Consider the following 20,894-nt stretch of genomic DNA (forward strand, 5'->3'; position numbering starts at 1 on the left):
TGCCGTGCGGCGGCCAAGCGGTACGGCGGCATCACGGTCGTCTATGTTGGATAAGTGCCCGCTCCGAGCGATGTCGGGGCGGCGCGATCACGACAATAAGGATGACTACGATGCGCTTGCTACACATCACCCAGTTCACTCTGGCGGCAATCGTCGCGACGAGCTCCGTGGCCTACGGTGCGCTTCTGGAAGGCGGGGCGGTTGCCGCTCCCGATGAATACAGCGCCAAGGTGGCCGCCCAGGTCCTGAAGAATGGCGGCAACGCGGTGGACGCGGCGGTAGCGACCGCCTTTACCCTGGCCGTCACCTATCCCGAGGCGGGCAATATCGGCGGCGGCGGTTTCATGACCCTGTACATGGACGGCAAGCCGTATTTCCTGGACTACCGGGAAGTCGCGCCGAAGGCCGCCAGCAAGACCATGTTCCTGGATGATCAGGGCGAGGTGATCGAGAACCTCAGCCTGGTGGGCGCCCGGGCAGCCGGCGTGCCGGGCACGGTGTTGGGTATGTGGGAAGCCCACCAGCGCTTCGGCAAGTTGCCCTGGAGTGAACTCATCACCCCGGCAGTCGGTTATGCCCGTGAAGGCTTCACGGTGGCCGACCAGCAGTTCCAGTATCGCGAAGACGCCATCGGCCTGTTCAACGGTACGACCAACTTCGAGGACTACTTTGGCAGCATGCGTCCGGGTGCGACCTTTCGCCAGGCGGAGCTGGCCGAGACGCTGGAACGCATCGCCGACCAGGGTCCGGACGACTTCTACAAAGGCAAGACCGCCGCATTGCTGGTCGCGCAGATGGAGCGCGATGGCGGGCTGATCACCCAGCAAGACCTGGCCGACTATCGCGTCAAATGGCGTGAGCCGATGCGCATCGACTGGCGTGGCAACAGCCTGTACACCGCGCCGCTGCCCAGTTCCGGCGGCATCGCCCTGGCCCAGCTGATCGGCATCAAGGAGCGCCGTGCCGCTGACTTCGAGGGTGTCGAGCTGAACTCGGCGCGCTACATCCATCTGCTGGCGGAGATCGAGAAGCGCGTCTTTGCCGATCGCGCGGACTACCTGGGCGATCCGGACTTTTCCGATGTACCGGTGAAGCGGCTGACCTCGCCTGAATACCTCGCGCAGCGCGCCGCCGAGATCAACCCCACGGCCATCTCTGCAACGGAGAAGGTACGACCGGGCCTGGAAAGCCGTCAGACCACGCACTTCTCCATCGTCGATGCCGACGGCAACGCGGTGAGCAACACCTACACCCTCAACCTGGACTACGGCAGCGGCGTGGTGGTCAAGGGTGCCGGCTTCTTGCTCAACGACGAAATGGACGACTTCAGTGCCAAGCCGGGTGTGGCCAATGCCTTCGGCGTGGTCGGCAGCGACGCCAACGCCATCGAACCCGGCAAGCGCATGCTGTCGTCCATGAGCCCGAGCATCGTCACCCGCGACGGCAAGGTCAGCCTGGTGCTGGGTACGCCCGGCGGCTCGCGCATCTTCACCTCGATCTTCCAGGTGCTGAACAACGTCTACGACTTCGGCCTGCCGCTGGAAAAAGCCGTGGCCGCGCAGCGGGTGCACCACCAGCTGTTGCCCAAGGACACGATCTACTACGACGCCCATGCGCCGCTGACCGGAGAGGTGGCGCAAGCGCTGGAAGCCATGGGCTATACGCTGGAGGATCAGGGCTGGTTGATGGGTGACATCCAGGCGATTCGCGTCGACGGCAGACGTCTGCAGACGGGGTCTGACCCGCGTGGGCGCGGCGTCGGTCTCATCGTCAAGCCGTGAGACCGGGGTGAGCGGGCGGCCATGCCGCCTGCCAACGGCGATGCGTCAGCCGGCCCTGACGCATCCATGGCAATGCCCAGTGGGCGGCGCGTCACTTCATGCGATGGATCGCGCACAGTTTGTTGCCGTCGGGGTCACGCACATAGGCGACGAACATCCGGCCCAGGCTGCCGTCACGCTCGCCCGGCGGGTCCTCGCAGGTACTGCCGCCGTTGGCGAGACCGGTCTCGTGAAACGCCCTGACCTGCTCCGGCGAGCTGCACTTGAAGCCAATGGTGCCGCCGTTGGCCGCGGTGGCTTGTTCGTCGTTGATGGGCTCGGTAATTCCGAACGTGCTGCCGTCGTGGCGATAGAAGTACCGGGTGTGCCCGGTCGGGGCCTTGTGCAGCATCGGCTCGCCTGCGCCGAGTACGCCGAGCACGGCATCGTAGAAGCGCTTCGACCGTTCTATGTCATTCGAACCGACCATTACATGATTGAGCATGGGCCCCTCGCTTGGGTTTGACGTGAACTTGCACTGTAGCTGGCTTCGCGCGGGCATGCTGCCCGGTGGCTGGCTGTCACGCATCGGGATCAGCCATGAGGATGAAGCTCACGGGCCTCATGGGATAACCACCCGGCCTTGCCGGCTGGCCTTCTCGTAGCGCTCGCGGAGCACCTCGGCCAGGCGCTGCTTGGCCTGGTCCTCGCCGTGGATCAGGCGGATCTCGCTCGGCCATTGCTGCATGCGCGTGACGAAGCCCACCAGGTCCGCCTGGTCGGCGTGGGCGGAATAGCCACCGACGCTGTCGATGCCGGCGCGGATGTCGATGCGCTCTGCGTCCAGATCGACGAAGCCGCCCTCCGGCCCGTAGGTCTGTATGTCCCGTCCCGGCGTGCCCTTGCCCTGGTAGCCGACGAACACCACGTTGTGCCGCGGGTCCCCCAGCATGGCCTTGAGGTAATTGACGATGCGTCCGCCCGAGCACATGCCGTTGCCGGCGATGACGATAGCCGGGCGTGCGGTCTGTGCGAGGTGTTCGACGATGCGCATGTGTTCGTCATGGCTGTCGACGGTGATGAGCTGCTTGAACGACAGCGGCTTGCGGCCTTCCTCCAGGCGATGACGGGCGTCTTCGTCCCAGTAGCCTTGCAACTCCTTGTACGTGGCGGTGAAGCGGCTGGCGAGCGGCGAGTCGAGGATGATGGGAAGCTGCGGCCAGTCGATATCGGGGTCGCCATCCCTGGCCTGTTCTGGCGCTTCGACAGGCGTGCCGCTGGCTTCGGCCGCTTCGCGCTTCTCGTGGAGGATTTCCTCCAGCTCGAACAGCAGCTCCTGCGTTCGGCCGATACTGAACGACGGAATGAGCACCGTGCCCTGGTCGGCCAGCGCCCGCTCGATGGCAGCCTGCAACCGCTCGCGGCGGTGCGCGCGATCCTCGTGGCGGCGGTCGCCATAGGTGCTTTCGAGAATCAGCAGATCGGCGCGTTCGGGCGGAACCAGGTCCGGCAGCAGCGGTGAATGTGGCGCGCCCAGGTCGCCGCTGAATACCACGCGCTGGACGTCGGAGCCCTCGCTGAGCTCCAGCTCGACGTAGGCCGAACCCAGCACATGCCCCGCCGGCTGCAGGCGTACCTTGCACGCGCGGCCGTCGGTTTCGTTGAGGGTGAACCAGTGATCGTAGGGCAGGGCGATGATGCGCTGCTCGACGACCTTGAGGTAGCGCTCCAGTTGGTCCTGGTCACGGCTGATGGAGAGCCGGAAGGCATCCTCCAGTACGATCGGCAGCAGCCGGGCGGACGGTTCGCTGCACAGGATCGGCCCGTCGAAGCCCGCTGCCAGGAGGTTCGGGATACGCCCGACATGGTCGATGTGCACGTGCGTCACGATCAGCGCCTTGACACCCTCGACGGAGAAATCCAGCGCCAGCTCATCTTCGTGCCCCGCTTCGTCGTCGCCCTGAAATTGCCCGCAGTCGATCAGTACGCTGCTGTTTTCGTCCATCCACAATTGATGACACGAGCCGGTCACGCCTTCGCGAGCGCCGTGGTGGATGAGTTTTGGATGCTTCATCGGGTGTCCTTAACGTGGACCGATAGGGCTCGGCAGAAGAGTGCGATGCCAGTGTTCGCTGACGCTAGATTGGGCAATTGGCCGTCGCGCATAGTTTCCGCCGCCTGACGAGCCGGTTCTTGCCGGCCAAGCAAACGCCACGCGGGCATGCTCCCAGACGGCTACGCCGTTTAGAATGCACGGCCCGCTGCCAAGATGCCCGTCCCATGACCACCGCCCCCCTCGTGATCCTCGAACGACACCTGCTCGACGCCCTGGCCGCTGCGCCCGAGGAGACACGGCGGCTGTTTCACGGGCGGGGCCGCTGCTATCCGGGGCTGGAACAGCTGACTGTCGACTGGCTGCAGGGTGTGCTGCTGGTGGCGCTGTTTCGCGACCCCGGTGCGGCGGAGCTGGAGGCGCTGAAGCGGATGCTGCGGGCGCTGGCCGAGTCCTCGGCATGGCAGCAGCGGCAGGTTCAGCACCTCCTGCTGCAGCACCGCTACCTGCCTGACGCGCCGACCGAGGCACTGTTCGGCGACGTGCCCGCGGAGTGGCAGATCAGTGAGAACGGCCTGCACTACAAGCTGGATCTGGGCCGCAAGCAGAACAATGGGCTGTTCCTCGACATGCGCTATGGGCGCCGCTGGGTAAAGGAGCATGCGCGCGGCAAGCGCGTGCTCAACCTGTTCGCCTACACCTGCGGTTTCTCGGTCGCGGCGATCGCCGGCGGCGCCGAGCATGTGGTCAACCTGGACATGGCCAGCGCGGCGCTGACCCGGGGGCGCGAGAACCACCGCCTGAACGGCCATGAGATCAGTCGGGTCAGCTTTCTCGGCCACGAGCTGTTCAAGTCCTGGGGCAAGGTCCGCAAGCTCGGACCCTACGACCTGATCATCATCGACCCGCCGTCCTTCCAGAAGGGCAGCTTCGCGCTGACCCGCGACTACCAGAAGATCCTGCGCCGCCTGCCTGAGCTGCTGAACCCGGGCGGCCAGGTGCTGGCGTGCGTCAACGACCCGGATACCGGCACCGACTTCCTGATTCAGGGCATGGCCGCCGAAGCGCCGCAGCTTCGTTTTTCCGAACGCCTGGAAAACCCGCCGGAGTTTCCGGACATCAGTCCTGAGAGCGGGCTCAAGGCGTTGTTGTTCGTGGCGCGGGACTAGGGCTCAGGCCCGTTCAGCGCTCGGCAACTTCCGCACAGCTGGGCTCGATGGTGAAGGTGCGTGCCGAGTCCACCGGCCCGAGCTTTTCCAGCGTGCGCCGGCCCAGCAGCACCGGGTAGTTCATCTCGTCGCGGTCTCTCAGGGAGAACTCCTCTTCGAGCAGACGATCACCGACGCAGACCTTCATCAGCACCACCGGCCGATCTTCCTTGCCGCCGGCGCCGCGCACGGTCAGCTCGCGCTGCAGCTTGCGCTCGATGCGCGACTTGACCAGCTTGTCTTGCTCCACGTCCTTGAGGTCCAGATCGAAGCGGACCCACTTGTCGCCGTCCTTTTCGAAGTAGTCGAGGTCTTCGGCATGCATGGACGAGGTCAGGGCACCGGTGTCCAGCTTGAATTTAACCGTGACGTGCTCGGGCAGTATCTGGCCGCGCTCCACCCAGCCCAGCGGGGTGCCGTCGGCGGCAAGACAGGGGTAGGACGCGAGCGAGAAAAGCAGGGCAGCCGGTACGGCGAGCAGACGGGAAGCCATCAAGAACGCTCCTGAGCAGTGGGTTCGCTCAATAGAGCGGCATCCAGGGCGGAACGTTCAGCGCTGCTGCGGCGCTGTGCGGGACGAGGAGGTGCCCTGCGCCGCTTCGCGGATGGCGATTTCCTCGCTGAGTGCGCGGACAAAGGCGTCCACCGCGACCGGCAGGTAACGCGAACTGCGCACGTACACGCCGAGGTCGCTGAACACCGAGCCGCCGTCGTTCAGCGGTACGTGCACCAGAGTGCCGTTGGCCAGCTCGGCCTCGATGCCGATGCGTGTCTGGAAGGCGACGCCGGCGCCGCGCTTGGCCATCTGCAGGGCCAGCTCCACCGAACTGGTTTCCAGCGGCGCCTTGTGCCGCGGGCGAGTGCGTGCGAGCAGCGGTGCCAGCAGGTGATGGATGGACAGGTCGCTCTTGGCCAGGATCAGCGGGTACTCGGCGCAGGTGGCGAAGCTGACGTCCCGGCGCTCGGCCAGTGGATGCCCCGGCGCGACGATGGCGCCCAGGCGGAAATTACCGACGCCCAGCTGCTGCAGATCGGCGGTACGCGGCAGGGCGAAGGCCAGGCCGATATCCGCCTGGCCGCTGGTCACCGCGTCGGGAATGGCCTGCGAGCCGAGGCTGGTTACGCCGACCGTGACGCGCGGATAACGCTCACGCAGCTGTTCCAGCACGCCGGGCAGCAGATCGGTGGTGACGCCGGATACCGTGGCGATCTCCACGTGGCCGGTGCGCAGGCCCTGTAGCGCGTCCAGTTCGGAGCGCACACGCTCGGTGTCCTGCAGTACGACGATGACGTGGCGGGCGAAGATCTCGCCAGCGGCGGTCAGGCGCAGGCCGCCGGGCAGTCGCTCGAACAGCGGCGTGCCGACCTCGTCTTCGAGCTTGAGAATCTGCCGGTTGACCGCCGAGGAGGCAACGTTGAGCCGGCGCGAGGCTTCGCGGATCGACTGGCAGCGGCGCACCATGTCGAAATAATGGATGGCCGGCGAGTGGATGCGCAGCTTGCGGGCCAAGCCTTCAGCGCTCCGCTGCCGGTGGCTTGAGCCCGCAGCCCTTGAGGATGATGGCGATCAGATTGTCGCTGGCAAGGGTGAAGTCCGCGCGGGTCATCCGTTTGCCGTTGATGCGGCGGATCTGATCGGAGAAGTCGGCGTAGTGCTGCGTTCCGGCCCAGATCAGGAAGATCAGGTGCATGGGGTCGACCGGGTCCATCTTGCCGGCGGCGATCCAGGCGTCGAATACCGCGGCGCGGCCGCGGAACCAGTTGCGATAGTCCTGGTTGAAGTGCTCGGACAGGCATTCGCAGCCGCTGATGACTTCCATGGCGAAGATCTTCGAGGCTTGCGGGTGGCGCCGCGAGAATTCCATCTTGATGCGGATGTACTCGGCCAGGGCGGTGGCCGGGTCGTCGTCCACGGTGAGGTCGTCGAAGGCGGTATCCCAGAGTTCGAGGATGTGCCGCATGACCTCCACGTACAGCCCCAGCTTGCTGTTGAAGTAATAGTGAACGTTGGCCTTGGGCAGCCCGGCGCGGCTGGCGATGGCGTTCATGCTGGTGCCCTTGAAACCGTAGCGGGCGAATTCCTCGGCGGCCGCGGCGAGAATGGTTTCCTCATTCTTCTGGCGAATGCGGCCGGCAGGCTTGCCTTGGGCGGTGTAGAGCGGCGGCGGTGCGTTGTTCTTGTCCATGTTCCCTATCCGTGAGCGCGCGGGCAGTCGGCCTTCGGTGTGAGCGTTAGCCCGGCAGGCGGCCGTACCGGTTCGGTGGGCTGAAGCCCACCCTGCGGTTCAGGCCCACCGAGGCAGGGCGGTGGTTAGCTGACTGGGCTGATTCTGCACGACTTTACGTTGCGCGAGCAGCCGTTGCGCTTGTTGAAGCGAACGCGACTGACACGGCAAGGTGCCGCCCGTTGTCCGGGCGGCGGGCGCATCAGAAATGCGCCTTGACGATGAAGTTGGTGACGTTGTTGTCGGTGTTGAAGGCATCGGTGTCCTCGATGCCGTACTTGTTCGACCAGTAGTCGTATTCGATACCGACGTAGAGCTTGCCGGGCGTGTAGTCCAGCGCCTTGCCGAGGTCGTACTTGACCTGCGGGTTGAAGTGGAAGTTCTTCTTCAGCTCGGTGTTGCCGTTCTTCTTGTCGTTGACGACCCAGTCGATGTAGCCATCGAAGAGGATGTCCGACTTGCCGACCGGGAAGGTCATGGCCCAGGTCGGGGTGATCTGCCACTGGCCGCTCGGCTTGCCGGTGATGCCGTCGGGCTTGCGGTAGTAGGTGTTCAGGGCGAAGCGATCGAAGCCGGGGATCGCCAGATCCACCGCCGGGCCGAGCAGGTAGTTGCGGTTGCGGCCTTCGCCGCGCTCGTAGGTCGCCGAGATCAGCACGTCCTTGACCGGGCCGAAGGACAGGTCGGCGCCGCTGATCTTGCCCAGCGAGAGGCGTGGGCTGAACTCGCCGTAGTAGGTATGGCCGTCGCTGCCGGAGATGCCGTTGTACCACTTGTTGTCGACGAACAGGAACATGTCCCCCCAGGTCCAGCCGCTGGCATGTTCGAAGGTGATGGTCTGCTGGATATCGCCTTCCTTGCCGCCGGCGGAGTCCACGGCGAAGTTCTTGCCGTAGAGGTAGGTAAGGCTGTTGTTCTGCCAGAGCATGGGGCTGGCCATGGCTTGGCTACTGAGGATGAACCCGGCCGCGAGGGCTGCGGTGGTCAGGCTGCGCTTCATTGAGTATGTCTCCGTATTGGCATTTGAGTGAGCTTGTAAGTTGTCCAAGCGGTCAGGCTTTGGTCCCATAGCAAGCGCCGCGCCAATCACGGATTGCGGTTGTAGCGTAAGGTTAACTAGATGATTTGAAAGGCTATTTTGTGGCGATTGAAATCCAGGAAGCGCGCGGCCCGGCTTCCGCGCAGCTGATTGTCGGGCAGGGATGACCTGACCGATGCGTCAGCTTGCTTCAGTTTGGGGCGAGGGCAATGGCGGATCGCCAGGGTTTCGACCGAAACGGTGCAGCCGCACGGCGGTCGGGCGATGAGAAAGGTGGGATGCCGGCGTGCGACTGCCGGCGCGAGGCCGGCAGTCGGTAAGCGCCAACTCAGTGCTGGGTGACCAGCGCGCTGTTGTTGGTGCCGTTCTGGTTGATGTAGGCAGCGTTGCCGTAGCCGGCCTGGCTGACCAGGGCGTCGTTGGCGAAGCCGTGCTGAGTGACCTTGGCCAGATGGTCGTAGCCACTCTGGGTCAGCAACAGCTCGTTCAGGGTGCCTTCCTGGCGCACGGTGGTCAGGTTGTCGCCGCCGGTCTGCTCGATGTCGCTGCTGTTGTGCCAGCCATGGCTGACGCCGACGATTTCATTGTCGCTGCCGTTCTGCACCGCGTTCAGCTCGTTGCCGACGCCGTCCTGCTGGAAGTGCAGTTCGTTGCCGCGACCCTGCTGATCCACCGAGGCGACGTTGAGCCCGCCGTGCTGGATGGTCTTGGCGGTCTGATTGCGGCCGTGCTGGTTGATGTCGGCCTCGTTGGCTGTGCCGAACTGCTCGGTGGTCGCAGTGTTGTTGCCGCCGAACGGGCTGTTGCTCTGTGTGATGCGCGAATCGTTGCCGTTGCCGTACTGCAGCGCAAAGGCGTTCTGCGCATTGCCGCTCTGGTCGATGTCCACCCGGTTGTTGTTGCCATCCGACAGCATGTAGGCCTCGTGCTGGTGGCCGGTCTGGGAAACCATGGCGTCGTTGCGCCAGCCGACCTGCTCGACTTCCGCGATGGAGCCGAGGCTGGCGACCTGAGTGACATGCGCATCGTTGTCGGTGCCTCGCTGGTCGACAAGGGCGCGGTCGCCCCAGCTGGCGGTCTGGGTGATGCTGGCATTGTTCAGTTCGCCGTCCTGTACCAGCTTGCCTTGGCTATTGATCGCGGCGCTCTGGGTGATCAGACCATAGTTGTGCTTACCGGTCTGCTCGGTGGTGGCGCTGCTGGTCGTGGTGCCGGTCTGGAAGGTTTCGGCAACGTTGTGAATACCGTTCTGGTTCTGCGTGGCGCCGGTCTTGTAGGTACCGGTCTGTTCGACCGTTGCGTTATTGCCCCAGCCGCGCTGGTTCTGCGTAGCGGCGGTCAGGGCGGTGGCGCTCTGCTGGGCATCGGCGACGTTGTAGTTGCCAGCCTGGGACTGCGTTGCGGTCGTCTCCCGCGAGTGGCTCTGCTCGACCGTCGCCTGGTTGCCGAAGCCGCTCTGGCCCTGCTTGGCCAGGTTGCCCGAACCGCCGCTTTGCAGCACTTGCGCGACATTGATGATGCCCAGCTGGTCCTGCTCGGAGGTGTTGTTGGCCGCGAAAGCCTGGGCAGTGGCGACAGTCAGGATGGCTGCTACAAGAGGTTTGAACTTAAACATTTTTGTCACTCCATGGATGTTTTAAGTACAGCGGTATTTCCCTGGGATTAGCGGTACTGGCGAACCACTACCGTCAGACCGCGGCCGCTCTGGCTGACATTGCTGCTGTGCCCGCTGCCGGTCTGTTCGATGAGGGCGCGATTGCTCGAGCCCTGCTGTGCGATGGCGGCACGGTTGTCCGCGCCGATCTGTTCGATCTGGGCCTCGTTGCCGAAGCCGTCCTGGCTGATCAGCGCTGCGTTGCCCTGGCCGATCTGTTCGATCGAGGCGCTGTTGGCGTAGCCGTTCTGAAAGATGTAGGCCTCCAGCTCCGCGCCGCTCTGGGCGATGCGTCCGGACATGCCTTGCCCGGCCTGCTGAACGACCGCGAGCGCACCCTGCGCGCCGCTGGCAGCCTGACCGAAAGCGGATGAGTGAATGGCGGAAGGAACGAGTTCATTCGGGGCCAGATCGCCCGGAATGGCGACCTCGGCATGGCCGTAAGGGGCCAGCAGGAGAATCATGGGCAACAGCAGGTCATGCGCAATCCGTTGCGAGCGTTTCATGGGCGTCCTGTCCTGATCGAGCTCAGATGCCGACATGTTTGCCTCGATTCAGTGCAGAAAACATCCATCCAACGATTGAAAGTGTTGTCTGTTGGTGCGCAAGAGGTGTTTACGTGGACGCGAAAAAACACCGCGGCGGCAGCGCGGTGTCGGTTGCATGATCGGGGCTGTCGCCAGGGGCCGCTGGCGACGGAGCACCGGCCGGCGTTGCGCCGGCCGGTGTGTGTCAGTTCAGCTTGCTCAGGTACTTGCTCAGCGCAGGGTGCTCGCTGCCGTTGCCTTCGGCGGTCTGCCAGAGACGGCGTTCGACGCCCTGAGCGATCAGGTGGGCGACGGCAGCCTCGATGGCGGAGAGCACGCACAGCTGCGCGGGCTCGTTGGTGGTGTAGCCTGCCTCGGCTTCCAGCAGTTCCTTGAACTCGATGAACTTGTAGACGTTGGCGCTGCGGCCGATGGAGAAGATCGTCTTGGTGGTCATCACGTTGGACAGCACTCGCCCGCTGCGCACGTCGATGGCCCGCAGGTTCACCGTCACCTGGTCGACGCGATACTCCTGCGAGACGCCGATGCCCAGGTAGCGTGCGCCCTGGCCGCCGCTGCGCACGTTGGTTTCGTAGGCGACGATGGCGCCCTCCATGATGATGTTCGCTGCCAGCAGCGAGGGCAGTTCGGACTGGATGTTGGGCGCGACATCCGGCTTGGCCTGGGAGGCACGAATGATCTTGCGCTCGGTCAGCACGTTCTGCAGGCCTTCGCGCTCGAGCACCACGAACCAGCCGCTGGCCTGCATGGCATCGACCAGCATGCTGGCCGCGCCCTGGGTCACCGCGGTGGAGAAGGAGCTGGCAGGGGTCGGTTTGTACTGCCCGGTCTGGTCGCGAAAACCGTACACCGCAGCCACCAGCGGGCCTTTCGGGCGCGGCAGCGCCAGCAGATCCTCGTAGGTGGAGGTGCGTGGGGTCAGCGTGGGCGGATGCTGGTCGGCAGGCAGGGGCTCGCGAATGCTGCAGCCCTGAAGTAACGCCATCATCCCTATGGCTACGAATAGGCTTCTCATGGCCTTTGTTTCTCCTTGGGGTCAGTTCTGCCCGACGATGATTTCGGACATTTCTCCGGTGAGGCGGTCGGTGATTTCCACGATGAGCATGCCGGCGTCGCCGTTGTAGACGCGCACGATGAAATCGTCGGTGGTCACGGTGCCGGTCTTGCCGCTGCTCACGCCACTGAGCAGGTCGCCCAGCAGGCGCGACTCCAGCTGGCTGGTGAAGCGATCCAGCGCGGACTGGTTACCGAACAGCGAGGAACGATCCAGCGCATCCGGATCCTTCTTGTTGTTCTGCGCCTGGGCATTGCCCAGCAGCCAGGCACCGTTGAGCGGGCTGCCACCGAAGGAGGGATTGACCGGGGTATAGACCAGCTCGGTGGCGCTGGCGCCGGCACTGAGCAGCAGGCCGCCGAGCAGCATGCCGAGGGGCTTGTGGGTGTGCGGTTTCATAATTCGTCCTTGGCCATGTCAATGTTGTCTTCGAACAGCGCTTCGATCTTTCGCCGATTGATTTCCTCAACCACGAAGTCGGCCGCCTCATAGGCCGGCTCCTTCATGTCCGCCACGTTGGGCTGCAGAAAGCGTCGGTAGAGCGTCTGGTTCTCGTGCTCGACCCAGACCAGAACGCCCCAGCGGGCCGAGGGCCTCTCCTTGATGGCAAGGTTGAAGTCCAGGCTGCTGATGTCGTTCAGGCGCTCGCAGAAGCGCAGGTAGAACTCGTGACCGGAGCGGGAAATCGTGTTGTTGGTGATGAAACCCTGCAGCTCGGCTTCGTCTGCCTGGGCCGTCAGGCCCACCAGCAGCAGAAGCAGCGCGCCGGTGCGTTTCACGACACCGCCTCGCTGACGTGGGCGAGTACCAGCGAGGCGCCCTGGGCACGGTTGCTCGCGCCCAGTTTGCGCAGAGCGTTGTGCACATGGCTCTTGATGGTATGGATGCTCAGGTGCAGCTTCTCGCCGATCTCCGCATTGGAAAGACCCTGACCGGCGAGGGCGAGAATCTGCTTCTCCCGCAGCGTCAGCTCATCGATCACTTGATTGGCGCTGCTCAGCTGCCGGTAGCGTGACAGCAGTGCCTCCATCAGCTCCCGTGGCAGCCAGTCGCCGCCGGTGAGCAGCGTGCGGATGCCGCGAACGAAGATGGTGCGCGGGGTGGCGCGGTAGAACACGCCACGGATCCATGGGTGGGTTTCGACCAGCCGGCGCGCCTGGTCCGGCTGCGCATTGACCAGCGCGACCGGCGTGTCGCCGATCTGCCTGAGCAGGTGAACGTTGGTGTCGCGGTCGTAGCTCCCCACGTCGAGCAGCACCAGCGCTGCCTCGACCTCGCCGCGCGGTGCCGAGGCGTGGCTGAGCGTCCAGTCGGGGCAATCGTACAGATGCTGCCGCAGGGTGCTGTTGAGCGAGCTGCTGGCCGAAAGCAGCAGTACACGGGGGGAGTTGGGCTGATAGGCCGGCACGACGTCGTCTTTCATTCGCATGTCCTTTGCTGAATGTTGAAGGGGAGTCCTGGACGCGTGGGCTTAAGCATCCACGCGCAACTGAAAGTAGTTCAGCTTTGCGACAAAAAAAAGTCAAAAGTTGAAATTCGTGTCAGCTTTCCGACGAAGAGGGGCGGGTGATTTTCTACTGGCGCGGCTGCAGTGAAGTTCCTACGCTGATGCGGTTGGCAGATGGAGACCTGCGATGAGCGATCCCTTTTTCTGGGTTCTTCGCGGACTCTGGGGGAAGAGCGAGTTGACAGTCAGGGAAGCAGGTAAATTGGCAGTCGCCAAACACACCCTTCACCTGTCCCTGCTGTCGCCGTGCATCCTATTGATCTTGCCTCGTTCTGGCCAGGCTATGACGCCGTTGCCTGCCGTTCATCCGCCAACAACTCCCTTCTGATTGAGCTCGAGCCTCAAGCCGGTTCAGTGCCCAAGTGCGGGCGTTGTGGTCAGCTCAGTCCGTTGATTCACGAGCGCCGAATTCGTCTGGTGCGCGATCGTGATCTGTTCGATCAGCGCGTCTTGCTTCAACTACCCGTGCGCCGAGTCGATTGCCTGAACTGTGGTCGGGTGACCGAGCGGATCGACTGGCTGGAGCCTGCATCTCGCCTGACCCGGCGGTTACAGGTCTGGCTCGAAAGCTTGCTGCGGCTGCTGCCGATCAGCCACGTCAGCCAGCTCACCGGCCTGCACTGGCACACCCTCAAGACGCTCGACAAGCGCCGCCTGCAAGCCGAGGTAGGTACCTTCTATTCAAGCGGTGTCCGCCGCCTGGTGATGGACGAGTTCGCCCTGCACAAGGGGCATCGCTATGCCACGGTCATCATGGACGCCGAGCGAACACGGGTGCTGTGGGTCGGCCACGGCAACAGCCGTGAGGCGATCCGCCCGTTCTTTGAATTGCTCGGCGAGCACTGCCAGCAGATTGAGGCGGTGGCCATGGACATGAACACGGCTTTCGACCTGGAGGTGAAGAAGCATTGCCCGCAGGCCGAAGTGGTGTACGACCTGTTTCACGTCGTCGCGCGCTACGGTCGGGATGTGATCGACCGAATCCGGGTCGACCAGGCCAACCTTCTGCGCGAAGACAAGCCGGCACGAAAGGCGGTCAAGCAGAGTCGTTGGCTGCTGCTGCGCAACCGCGACAACCTGAAGGACGGACAGGCCGTGCAGTTACAGGAGCTGCTTGCTGCCAACCAGCCGTTGGCTACGGTCTATGTGCTCAAGGATGCGCTGAAGGATGTTTGGTACGCCCCCAGCGTACGAGAGGGTTGGCGACGCTGGCGAACCTGGCTGCGACATGCTCGCGAGAGCGACCTCGCGCCGCTGCAACGCTTCGCTCGCAACCTGCGCAAATACGCGCGAGGCATCCTTGCCAGTGCTCACTTCCACATGCATACCAGCGTCCTTGAGGGTGTTAACAACCGCATCAAGGTAATCAAGCGCATGGCCTATGGATTCCGGGACTCGGAGTACTTCTTCCTGAAAATCAAGGCCGCCTTCCCCGGGAAAGCGCGATGAACCTTTTTCTGGATGGTGTTCTTTTCGGCTGCGCTGGCGCTCAACTTGTCGCCCGGCCCGGATCTGCTCTACGTGTTTTCCCGAACGCTCAGCGGCGGCCGGCGCATCGGCATCATTTCCGCGTGCGGCGTTTGCAGCGGGGCGCTGGTGCACGTGGTGTTCGCCGCGCTGGGTATTTCGGCGATCCTGGCAACGTCGGCGCTGGCGTTCACTGTGGTCAAGTACGTCGGTGCGGCCTATCTGCTCTACCTGGGCTTCCAGGCGCTGCGCTCGGCCGGTGCCGGCGGAACGCTGATGCCCAAGGCAGTGCCGCAGGCGTCGGCCTGGAAGGCCTATCGACAGGGCGTTCTGGTCGACCTGCTGAACCCCAAGGCGGCGATCTTCTTCATGGCCTTCCTGCCGCAGTTCGTGCGCCCCGAGCACGGCGCCGTACCGCTGCAGCTGCTGGTGCTGGGCGTGCTGGTCGTGGTGGTGGCGATCGTCGTCGAATGTGCGCTGGTGCTGCTGGCCGCGCGGGCGACCACGGCGCTGCGCAGCAATCCCGCGGTGAGCCAATGGCTCGACCGCGCGCTGGGCTCGATCCTCATCGGCCTGGGGATACGTCTGGGCCTGAGCGAGCGCATCTGAGGGAATTGCACGGCCCGGTACGGTTCTCAACAGGGGAAGGTTGCCGATCGGCAATCCACGACGGGAGCTGCGTATGTCAAATCAGAGCAAGCACACCTGCGCGACGCTGATCCCCTGCCTGCGCTATCGCGATGTCGCCGCCGCCATCGATTGGCTGGGCCAGGCCTTCGGCTTCGAATGCCAACGCCAGTATCGCGATGAGCAGGTGGGCATCACCCACGCGCAGCTGGCCTTCGGCAACGGCATGGTGATGGTGGCACCGGTGATCGATTCCGAATATGGACGGCTGCTGCGGCAACCGGACGAGATCGGCGGTGCTGCTACCCAGGGCCTCTATGTGATCGTCAACAGCGCCGATGCGCTTTATGCCCAGGCCAAGGCCGCTGGCGCGGAAATCGTCATCGATCTCAAGGACGAGGATTACGGCGGTCGCGGTTTCAGCTGCCGCGACCCGGAAGGGCATCTGTGGAGCTTCGGCACCTACGACCCCTGGGCGGACGAAGCGGCCGGCACTGTGGCGCAGGCCTGAAGCCGAACGGCCGCTGCGCCGACCATCGGCGGGAATGATCGTCCCGCCGCGGTTGTCAGCTTAGCTACAGACGACTGCGGAGGGAGGAACGACGATGGCCCATGCAAATCTCCACGGCGCCCTGGTGGTGCTGACCGGCGCCTCCAGTGGCATTGGTCGCGCCGCGGCCCAGGCGTTCGCACGGCAGGGCGCGCGCCTGGTGCTGGCGGCGCGTGATGCCGAAGCTCTGGCGGAAACCGCCGACGAGTGCCGCGCGCTCGGTGGCGAGGTGCTGGTGGTGCCCACCGACGTCACCCATAGCGATGAGGTGGAAGCCCTGGCCAGCGCGGCGGCGGAGTTCGGACAAGGGCGCATCGACGTCTGGATCAACAACGCCGGCATCGGTGCGGTCGGTGCCTTCGATGAGACGCCGCTCGATGCCCACGAGCAGGTGGTGCAGACCGATCTGCTCGGCTACCTGCGCGGTGCCCATGCGGTTCTGCCGTATTTCAAACAGCAGCAGCGCGGTGTGCTGATCAATACGCTGTCGGTGGGTAGCTGGGTCGCGCAGCCGTTCGCGGCGGCCTATTCGGCGAGCAAGTTCGGCCTGCGCGGGCTGTCCCAGGCGCTGCGCGGCGAGCTGGGGCCCTGGCCGGGCGTGCACATCTGCGATGTCTATCCTGGCATCGTCGACACGCCCGGTTTCCGCGACGGCGGTAACTATGCCGGACGCTCGTTGCAGCCACCGCCACCCCTGATCGACCCGCGTCAGGTGGCCAACGCCATGGTCAGCCTGGCATTGCATCCGCGGCACACCACCTCGGTCGGCGCCACCGCGACCCTGCTGCGTCTGGCGAACTTCCTTACACCGGGCTTTGATCGGCTCAACGGCCTGATCACCGGCTTCGCCCTGGGCCGGGCACAGCGTGTGCCGACGTCGTCGGGCAATCTGTTCCACCCGCCGCTGGGGCAGCGGCGCATCGACGGTGGCTGGCGTTCGGCGGTCGATGGCGATAAGCACTGGCTACTGATCGGCGGTATCGCGGCGGCGGCCGTGGGTGTCTGCCTGTGCCTGACGCGGCGGCGCTGAACGCCCGGGTCAGCGACCCTTGGGCGCGGCGCTGACACCTTCAAGGGTGGCAAAGGAGGTGTCTTTGGCCGTCAGCAGGAAGTCGCGCATGAACGGCGAATCGAGCATGTCTGCGCGAATGCCGGCATAAAGCGTGGCGAACAGGCCCTTGTCGCCGAGACGCTTGGCGGTGACGTAGCCGCGCGAGCTGTACTCGTGCAGGGCCCAGTTGGGCAGACAGCAGACCCCGCGCCCCGATGCGACCAGCTGCATCATCATCACGGTGAGCTCCGAGGTGCGCACCTGCGCGGGTTCGATATCGGCCGGTTCGAGGAAGCGGGTGAAGATGTCCAGGCGATCCCGCTCGACCGGATAGGTGATCAGCGTCTCGCTGGCCAGATCCTCTGGCCGTACGTACGGCCGCGCGGCCAGCGGGTGCTGGTTAGCCACCGCGAGCAACGCCTCGTAGGTGAACAATGGCACATAGGTGATGCCCGGCAGCTCCAGCGGGTCGGAGGTCACCACCAGGTCGAGATCGCCGCGGGCCAGGGCTGGCAGCGGCGCGAAGGAAAATCCGGACGCCAGGTCCAGCTCCACTTCGGGCCAGGCGTCGCGGAACTGGTCGATGGTCGGCATCAGCCACTGGAAACAGCTGTGACATTCGATAGCCATGTGCAGGCGGCCGGCCGTGCCACCGGCCAGGCGGGCGAGGTCGCGTTCGGCACTGCGCAGTTGCGGCAGCATCAGGTCGGCCAGTTGCAGCAAGCGCAACCCGGCGCTGGTGAAGCGCACCGGGCGGGTCTTGCGCACGAACAGCTGAAGGCCGAGGCGCTCCTCCAGCTCCTTGAACTGATGGGAGAGCGCCGACTGGGTCAGGTGCAGGCGCTCGGCGGCTTCGACGAGACTGTCGGTTTCCCGCAGTGCATGAAGCGTCTTCAGGTGGCGAATTTCCAGCATGCCGAACTACCTTGCGAAGCGGGGTAAGCACGGCCTCGAGCAGCAGGCCTGATGTCCCTGAATGAATAAGAAGATGAGCAACGCTCATCCCCCGCAAGTGTGTCCCAGCATCTGGATGCTGTCGAGTGGCCGCTACGCAATCGGCCGGGCCATTCAGAACCAGAGCCGCGAAACCATGTAGGCCAGACCAAAGAAGAACAGCAGCGCGGCAACGATCATCGCGCCGTCGCGGGCCATCATGCCCAGCCCCAGCACGCTCAAGGCGGCGCCGGCAGTGGAGTTGCCGAACGGGATCAGCTCCAGCGGCGGCATGGTGGCCGCTATTGCCAGGCACAGCACGGCATTCAGCCGATTCGCCAGGCCGTTGGTAAGGAAGGTCAGCCGTCGCTTGAGCAGGCGGTCGACGAAGCCGGCAATGCGATGCAGGAAGGCTATGGCCTTGTCGTACTTGCTGCGCGAGGCGCTGCGCTTGAGCAGCCATTTGGGTAGCCAGAAGTGCTTCCGGCCGATCAGCAGCTGAATTGCGATCAGCGAAACCATCACCGCGAACACGCTGGGCAATCCGGGAATCCCCGACAGGGGCGAGAACACCAGCAGGCCTGGTACCAGCAGCAGGGCACCGAAGCTGCGCTCATCGGTGGCTTGCAGCATGCACTCGATGCTTACCGGCTCACCCGGCTCCCCGGCCTGCTCGAGACGCTCCAGCAAGCGTTCGAGGTTCTGCGGTGGTGTTTCGGAATTCATGAGGGCGCCTTCAGGTTGAGTTCTGGTTTAGAGCCCTGAGCGCGCGAAATGCTTCAACATGAATATTTCTTGCTTTGAAATGAAATTACGTGAGTTTGTTTCATTGGATTGGCCCGCGGACAATCCTCGCATTCATGCAGAACGACATTTCGGAGTGAGTAATGGCTGTAGCGCATAACCTTGGCTTTCCACGCATCGGTGCGGATCGCGAATTGAAGACGGCCCTCGAGGCGTACTGGAAAGGCGAGCTGGACGAGCAGGGCCTGCGCCAGGTCGGTCGCCAACTGCGGGCTCGTCATTGGCAGGCCCAGCTCGACGCTGGCATCGAGTTGCTGCCGGTGGGCGACTTCGCCTGGTACGACCAGGTGCTGAGTCATTCCTTGATGTTCGGCGTCATCCCGCAGCGATTCCGTCCGGCCGAAGGCCAGGCGACGCTGGACACCTTGTTCGCCATGGCGCGCGGCGTGGCCAGGAGTTGCTGCGGTGGTGCCCAGGCTCAGGAAATGACCAAGTGGTTCGATACCAACTACCACTATTTGGTCCCGGAGTTCAGCGTCGACCAGCAGTTCCAGCTGTCCTGGACGCAGCTCTTCGAAGAGGTCGAAGAGGCCAAGGCGCTGGGGCATACCATCAAGCCAGTGCTGATCGGCCCGCTGAGCTATCTCTGGCTCGGCAAGCTCAAGGGCGAGGCGGATCAGACCCAGGCCTTCGACAGGCTGGAGTTGCTGGACCGGCTGCTGCCGGTTTACGGCGAGGTGCTGGACCGACTGGCGGCGCAGGGAGTCGAGTGGGTACAGATCGACGAGCCGATTCTGGCGCTGGACCTGCCGCAGGACTGGAAGAATGCGTTCGAGCGCGCCTACAACCTGTTGCAGCGGGCGCCGCTGAAGAAGCTGGTCGCCACCTACTTCGGCGGCCTGGAAGACAATCTCGGTCTGGCTGCAACCCTGCCGGTGGACGGTCTGCACATCGACCTGGTGCGCGCCCCGGAGCAGTATCCGGTGATTCTTGATCGCCTGCCGGCCTACAAGGTGCTGTCGCTGGGGCTGGTCAACGGGCGCAACGTCTGGCGCTGTGATCTGGACAAGGCGCTGGAAGTGGCACGGCATGCGGCCGAACGCCTGGGCGAGCGCCTGTGGCTGGCGCCGTCCTGTTCGCTGCTGCACAGCCCCGTCGACCTCGAGCGCGAGGACAGGCTGGACGAGGAAGTGAAGAGCTGGCTCGCCTTTGCGGTGCAGAAGTGCTCGGAAGTCGCCACGCTCGCCCGGGCCATCGACGATCCGCAGGACGCCGAGGTGCAGGCTGCGCTCGCCCGCAGCCGCGCAGTCCAGGCGGCCCGCGCGCAGTCGCCGCGCATCCACAAGCCGGCGGTACAGGCACGCCTGGCCGCCATCGAGGCCAAGGACAGTCGGCGCACGTCGGTGTTCGCCACGCGCATCGAGCTGCAGCGCGCGCGGCTGCAGCTGCCGGCATTCCCTACCACGACTATCGGTTCGTTCCCGCAGACGCCGGCGATCCGCCTGGCGCGGCAGGCTTACAAGCAGGGCAGGTTGTCGCTCGGTGACTACACCGAGGCGATGCAGGCCGAAATCCGCCATGCGGTGGCGGTGCAGGAGCAGATCGGCCTGGATGTGCTGGTGCATGGCGAGGCGGAGCGCAACGACATGGTGGAGTACTTCGCCGAACAGCTCGAAGGCTACGTCTTTACCCGCTTTGGCTGGGTGCAGAGCTACGGCTCTCGCTGCGTCAAACCGGCGATCATCTATGGCGATCTGAGCCGTCCGCGACCGATGACCGTGGACTGGATCCGGTATGCCCAGCAGCAGACGGACAGGATCATGAAAGGCATGCTCACCGGTCCGGTGACCATGCTGATGTGGTCGTTCGCCCGTGAGGACGTGCCGCGCGAGGTGCAGGCGCGACAGTTGGCGCTGGCCATTCGCGACGAGGTCTGCGACCTGGAGGCTGCCGGCATCCGCATCATCCAGATCGATGAGGCGGCGTTCCGCGAAGGCCTGCCGCTGCGCCGCGAGCAGTGGCGGCACTACCTGGACTGGGCGGTGGAGGCGTTCCGCCTGTGCGCCAGCGGGGTGCGCGACGAGACGCAGATCCACACGCATATGTGCTACAGCGAATTCAACGACGTGATCGAGTCCATCGCGGCGATGGATGCCGACGTCATCACCATCGAGACCTCGCGTTCGCAGATGGAGCTGCTCGAAGCGTTCCGTGCCTTCGACTATCCGAATGACATCGGCCCGGGCGTCTACGACATCCACTCGCCGCGCGTGCCGGATACCGCCGAGATGGTGCAGCTCCTGGAGAAGGCCGCCGAGTGCATTCCGGCCGAACGACTCTGGGTGAACCCGGACTGCGGGCTGAAGACCCGTGGCTGGCCTGAGACCGAGGCGGCGCTGGTGAACATGGTGGCAGCTGCCCGGCAGCTGCGCGCGGCGCGAAGCGCCAAGGTCGCCTGAGCGATGGCGCTGTCC

Annotated in this window: 21 protein-coding genes; 7 read left to right on the forward strand and 14 right to left on the reverse strand. The window is 64.5% G+C overall.

Annotated elements, in window-relative coordinates; translation table 11 throughout:
* The first annotated feature begins 110 nt into the window (after positions 1 to 110).
* Positions 111 to 1,781, forward strand: coding sequence for a gamma-glutamyltransferase (ggt, locus tag P5703_RS05585; protein ID WP_279641248.1), 1,671 nt, complete (start codon positions 111 to 113; stop codon positions 1,779 to 1,781).
* A 91-nt stretch (positions 1,782 to 1,872) separates the two neighbouring features.
* Here ggt and P5703_RS05590 read toward each other — a convergent pair whose 3' ends face one another.
* Both P5703_RS05590 and P5703_RS05595 read right to left on the reverse strand, forming a co-directional pair.
* Positions 1,873 to 2,265 carry a VOC family protein gene (locus P5703_RS05590; protein WP_151320547.1) on the reverse strand — a complete coding sequence of 131 codons (393 nt, stop codon included), beginning with the start codon at positions 2,263 to 2,265 and terminating at the stop codon, positions 1,873 to 1,875.
* A 117-nt stretch (positions 2,266 to 2,382) separates the two neighbouring features.
* A complete protein-coding gene (locus P5703_RS05595; RefSeq protein WP_204161564.1) occupies positions 2,383 to 3,834 on the reverse strand; it encodes an MBL fold metallo-hydrolase in 1,452 nt (483 codons plus the stop codon).
* A 206-nt stretch (positions 3,835 to 4,040) separates the two neighbouring features.
* On the opposite strand from P5703_RS05595, the gene P5703_RS05600 reads away from it, so the two are divergent.
* On the forward strand, positions 4,041 to 4,982 hold the full coding sequence (locus tag P5703_RS05600; protein WP_020306903.1) for a class I SAM-dependent methyltransferase: 942 nt from the start codon (positions 4,041 to 4,043) through the stop codon (positions 4,980 to 4,982).
* 13 nt (positions 4,983 to 4,995) lie between these two features.
* Here the strand turns inward: P5703_RS05600 and rloA3 are convergent, their stop codons facing one another.
* From rloA3 to P5703_RS05650, 10 genes are all read right to left on the reverse strand, one after another.
* A complete protein-coding gene (gene rloA3 / locus P5703_RS05605) occupies positions 4,996 to 5,514 on the reverse strand; it encodes a retropepsin-like aspartic peptidase RloA3 (protein WP_014597267.1) in 519 nt (172 codons plus the stop codon).
* 57 nt (positions 5,515 to 5,571) lie between these two features.
* Positions 5,572 to 6,531 carry a LysR family transcriptional regulator gene (locus tag P5703_RS05610; protein ID WP_279641249.1) on the reverse strand — a complete coding sequence of 320 codons (960 nt, stop codon included), beginning with the start codon at positions 6,529 to 6,531 and terminating at the stop codon, positions 5,572 to 5,574.
* A 4-nt stretch (positions 6,532 to 6,535) separates the two neighbouring features.
* Positions 6,536 to 7,207, reverse strand: coding sequence for a TetR/AcrR family transcriptional regulator (locus tag P5703_RS05615; protein WP_041755616.1), 672 nt, complete (start codon positions 7,205 to 7,207; stop codon positions 6,536 to 6,538).
* A gap of 241 nt (positions 7,208 to 7,448) precedes the next feature.
* Complete coding sequence (locus P5703_RS05620) at positions 7,449 to 8,246, reverse strand: outer membrane protein OmpK (RefSeq protein ID WP_017244040.1); 798 nt, start codon at positions 8,244 to 8,246, stop codon at positions 7,449 to 7,451.
* A 367-nt stretch (positions 8,247 to 8,613) separates the two neighbouring features.
* Positions 8,614 to 9,900, reverse strand: coding sequence for a hypothetical protein (locus P5703_RS05625; RefSeq protein WP_106442099.1), 1,287 nt, complete (start codon positions 9,898 to 9,900; stop codon positions 8,614 to 8,616).
* Between the two features lie 47 nt (positions 9,901 to 9,947).
* A complete protein-coding gene (locus tag P5703_RS05630) occupies positions 9,948 to 10,445 on the reverse strand; it encodes a curli production assembly protein CsgB (protein ID WP_106442098.1) in 498 nt (165 codons plus the stop codon).
* 226 nt (positions 10,446 to 10,671) lie between these two features.
* The gene (locus P5703_RS05635) at positions 10,672 to 11,502 is read right to left on the reverse strand and encodes a CsgG/HfaB family protein (RefSeq protein WP_014597260.1); all 831 of its coding nucleotides are present in this window, start codon (positions 11,500 to 11,502) and stop codon (positions 10,672 to 10,674) included.
* A 21-nt stretch (positions 11,503 to 11,523) separates the two neighbouring features.
* Positions 11,524 to 11,940 (reverse strand): curli assembly protein CsgF, encoded by a 417-nt coding sequence (locus P5703_RS05640; RefSeq protein WP_011913961.1) that lies wholly within the window; start codon positions 11,938 to 11,940, stop codon positions 11,524 to 11,526.
* Entirely contained in the window at positions 11,937 to 12,320 is a 384-nt protein-coding gene (gene csgE / locus P5703_RS05645) for a curli production assembly/transport protein CsgE (RefSeq protein ID WP_011913960.1), read from the reverse strand. Before csgE ends, P5703_RS05640 begins: the two co-directional genes overlap by 4 nt.
* Positions 12,317 to 12,964, reverse strand: a complete 648-nt coding sequence (locus tag P5703_RS05650) for a helix-turn-helix transcriptional regulator (RefSeq protein ID WP_011913959.1) — start codon at positions 12,962 to 12,964, stop codon at positions 12,317 to 12,319. Before P5703_RS05650 ends, csgE begins: the two co-directional genes overlap by 4 nt.
* A gap of 330 nt (positions 12,965 to 13,294) precedes the next feature.
* Here P5703_RS05650 and P5703_RS05655 point away from each other — a divergent pair, with 330 nt between their 5' ends.
* The 4 genes from P5703_RS05655 to P5703_RS05670 all read left to right on the forward strand — a co-directional run bounded on the left by P5703_RS05655 (position 13,295) and on the right by P5703_RS05670 (position 16,722).
* Positions 13,295 to 14,497 carry an ISL3 family transposase gene (locus P5703_RS05655; RefSeq protein WP_003282047.1) on the forward strand — a complete coding sequence of 401 codons (1,203 nt, stop codon included), beginning with the start codon at positions 13,295 to 13,297 and terminating at the stop codon, positions 14,495 to 14,497.
* Positions 14,498 to 14,509: 12 nt separating this feature from the next.
* Positions 14,510 to 15,124, forward strand: a complete 615-nt coding sequence (locus P5703_RS05660; protein WP_285585787.1) for a LysE family translocator — start codon at positions 14,510 to 14,512, stop codon at positions 15,122 to 15,124.
* 73 nt (positions 15,125 to 15,197) lie between these two features.
* Positions 15,198 to 15,653: a VOC family protein gene (locus P5703_RS05665; protein WP_011913957.1), complete on the forward strand. Its 456-nt coding sequence runs from the start codon at positions 15,198 to 15,200 to the stop codon at positions 15,651 to 15,653.
* Between the two features lie 94 nt (positions 15,654 to 15,747).
* Positions 15,748 to 16,722 carry an SDR family oxidoreductase gene (locus P5703_RS05670; protein WP_011913956.1) on the forward strand — a complete coding sequence of 325 codons (975 nt, stop codon included), beginning with the start codon at positions 15,748 to 15,750 and terminating at the stop codon, positions 16,720 to 16,722.
* A gap of 9 nt (positions 16,723 to 16,731) precedes the next feature.
* Here the strand turns inward: P5703_RS05670 and metR are convergent, their stop codons facing one another.
* Entirely contained in the window at positions 16,732 to 17,658 is a 927-nt protein-coding gene (gene metR, locus P5703_RS05675) for a transcriptional regulator MetR (protein ID WP_011913955.1), read from the reverse strand.
* Positions 17,659 to 17,811: 153 nt separating this feature from the next.
* Complete coding sequence (locus P5703_RS05680) at positions 17,812 to 18,402, reverse strand: exopolysaccharide biosynthesis protein (protein ID WP_095460492.1); 591 nt, start codon at positions 18,400 to 18,402, stop codon at positions 17,812 to 17,814.
* Positions 18,403 to 18,563: 161 nt separating this feature from the next.
* On the opposite strand from P5703_RS05680, the gene metE reads away from it, so the two are divergent.
* The gene (metE, locus tag P5703_RS05685) at positions 18,564 to 20,879 is read left to right on the forward strand and encodes a 5-methyltetrahydropteroyltriglutamate--homocysteine S-methyltransferase (protein WP_285585791.1); all 2,316 of its coding nucleotides are present in this window, start codon (positions 18,564 to 18,566) and stop codon (positions 20,877 to 20,879) included.
* Positions 20,880 to 20,894: the final 15 nt, after the last annotated feature.

The organism is Stutzerimonas sp. FeSN7, assembly GCF_030263795.1.
GTDB classification, from domain to species: domain Bacteria; phylum Pseudomonadota; class Gammaproteobacteria; order Pseudomonadales; family Pseudomonadaceae; genus Stutzerimonas; species Stutzerimonas stutzeri.

What these genes read in the sequence shown, in the direction of transcription:
- ggt (WP_279641248.1), top strand. Translation starts at nt 111, where the DNA reads ATGCGCTTGCTACACATCACCCAGTTCACTCTGGCGGCAATCGTCGCG.
- P5703_RS05590 (WP_151320547.1), bottom strand. Translation starts at nt 2,265, where the DNA reads ATGCTCAATCATGTAATGGTCGGTTCGAATGACATAGAACGGTCGAAG.
- P5703_RS05595 (WP_204161564.1), bottom strand. Translation starts at nt 3,834, where the DNA reads ATGAAGCATCCAAAACTCATCCACCACGGCGCTCGCGAAGGCGTGACC.
- P5703_RS05600 (WP_020306903.1), top strand. Translation starts at nt 4,041, where the DNA reads ATGACCACCGCCCCCCTCGTGATCCTCGAACGACACCTGCTCGACGCC.
- rloA3 (WP_014597267.1), bottom strand. Translation starts at nt 5,514, where the DNA reads ATGGCTTCCCGTCTGCTCGCCGTACCGGCTGCCCTGCTTTTCTCGCTC.
- P5703_RS05615 (WP_041755616.1), bottom strand. Translation starts at nt 7,207, where the DNA reads ATGGACAAGAACAACGCACCGCCGCCGCTCTACACCGCCCAAGGCAAG.
- P5703_RS05620 (WP_017244040.1), bottom strand. Translation starts at nt 8,246, where the DNA reads ATGAAGCGCAGCCTGACCACCGCAGCCCTCGCGGCCGGGTTCATCCTC.
- P5703_RS05625 (WP_106442099.1), bottom strand. Translation starts at nt 9,900, where the DNA reads ATGTTTAAGTTCAAACCTCTTGTAGCAGCCATCCTGACTGTCGCCACT.
- P5703_RS05630 (WP_106442098.1), bottom strand. Translation starts at nt 10,445, where the DNA reads ATGAAACGCTCGCAACGGATTGCGCATGACCTGCTGTTGCCCATGATT.
- P5703_RS05635 (WP_014597260.1), bottom strand. Translation starts at nt 11,502, where the DNA reads ATGAGAAGCCTATTCGTAGCCATAGGGATGATGGCGTTACTTCAGGGC.
- P5703_RS05640 (WP_011913961.1), bottom strand. Translation starts at nt 11,940, where the DNA reads ATGAAACCGCACACCCACAAGCCCCTCGGCATGCTGCTCGGCGGCCTG.
- P5703_RS05650 (WP_011913959.1), bottom strand. Translation starts at nt 12,964, where the DNA reads ATGAAAGACGACGTCGTGCCGGCCTATCAGCCCAACTCCCCCCGTGTA.
- P5703_RS05660 (WP_285585787.1), top strand. Translation starts at nt 14,510, where the DNA reads ATGGTGTTCTTTTCGGCTGCGCTGGCGCTCAACTTGTCGCCCGGCCCG.
- P5703_RS05665 (WP_011913957.1), top strand. Translation starts at nt 15,198, where the DNA reads ATGTCAAATCAGAGCAAGCACACCTGCGCGACGCTGATCCCCTGCCTG.
- P5703_RS05670 (WP_011913956.1), top strand. Translation starts at nt 15,748, where the DNA reads ATGGCCCATGCAAATCTCCACGGCGCCCTGGTGGTGCTGACCGGCGCC.
- metR (WP_011913955.1), bottom strand. Translation starts at nt 17,658, where the DNA reads ATGCTGGAAATTCGCCACCTGAAGACGCTTCATGCACTGCGGGAAACC.
- P5703_RS05680 (WP_095460492.1), bottom strand. Translation starts at nt 18,402, where the DNA reads ATGAATTCCGAAACACCACCGCAGAACCTCGAACGCTTGCTGGAGCGT.
- metE (WP_285585791.1), top strand. Translation starts at nt 18,564, where the DNA reads ATGGCTGTAGCGCATAACCTTGGCTTTCCACGCATCGGTGCGGATCGC.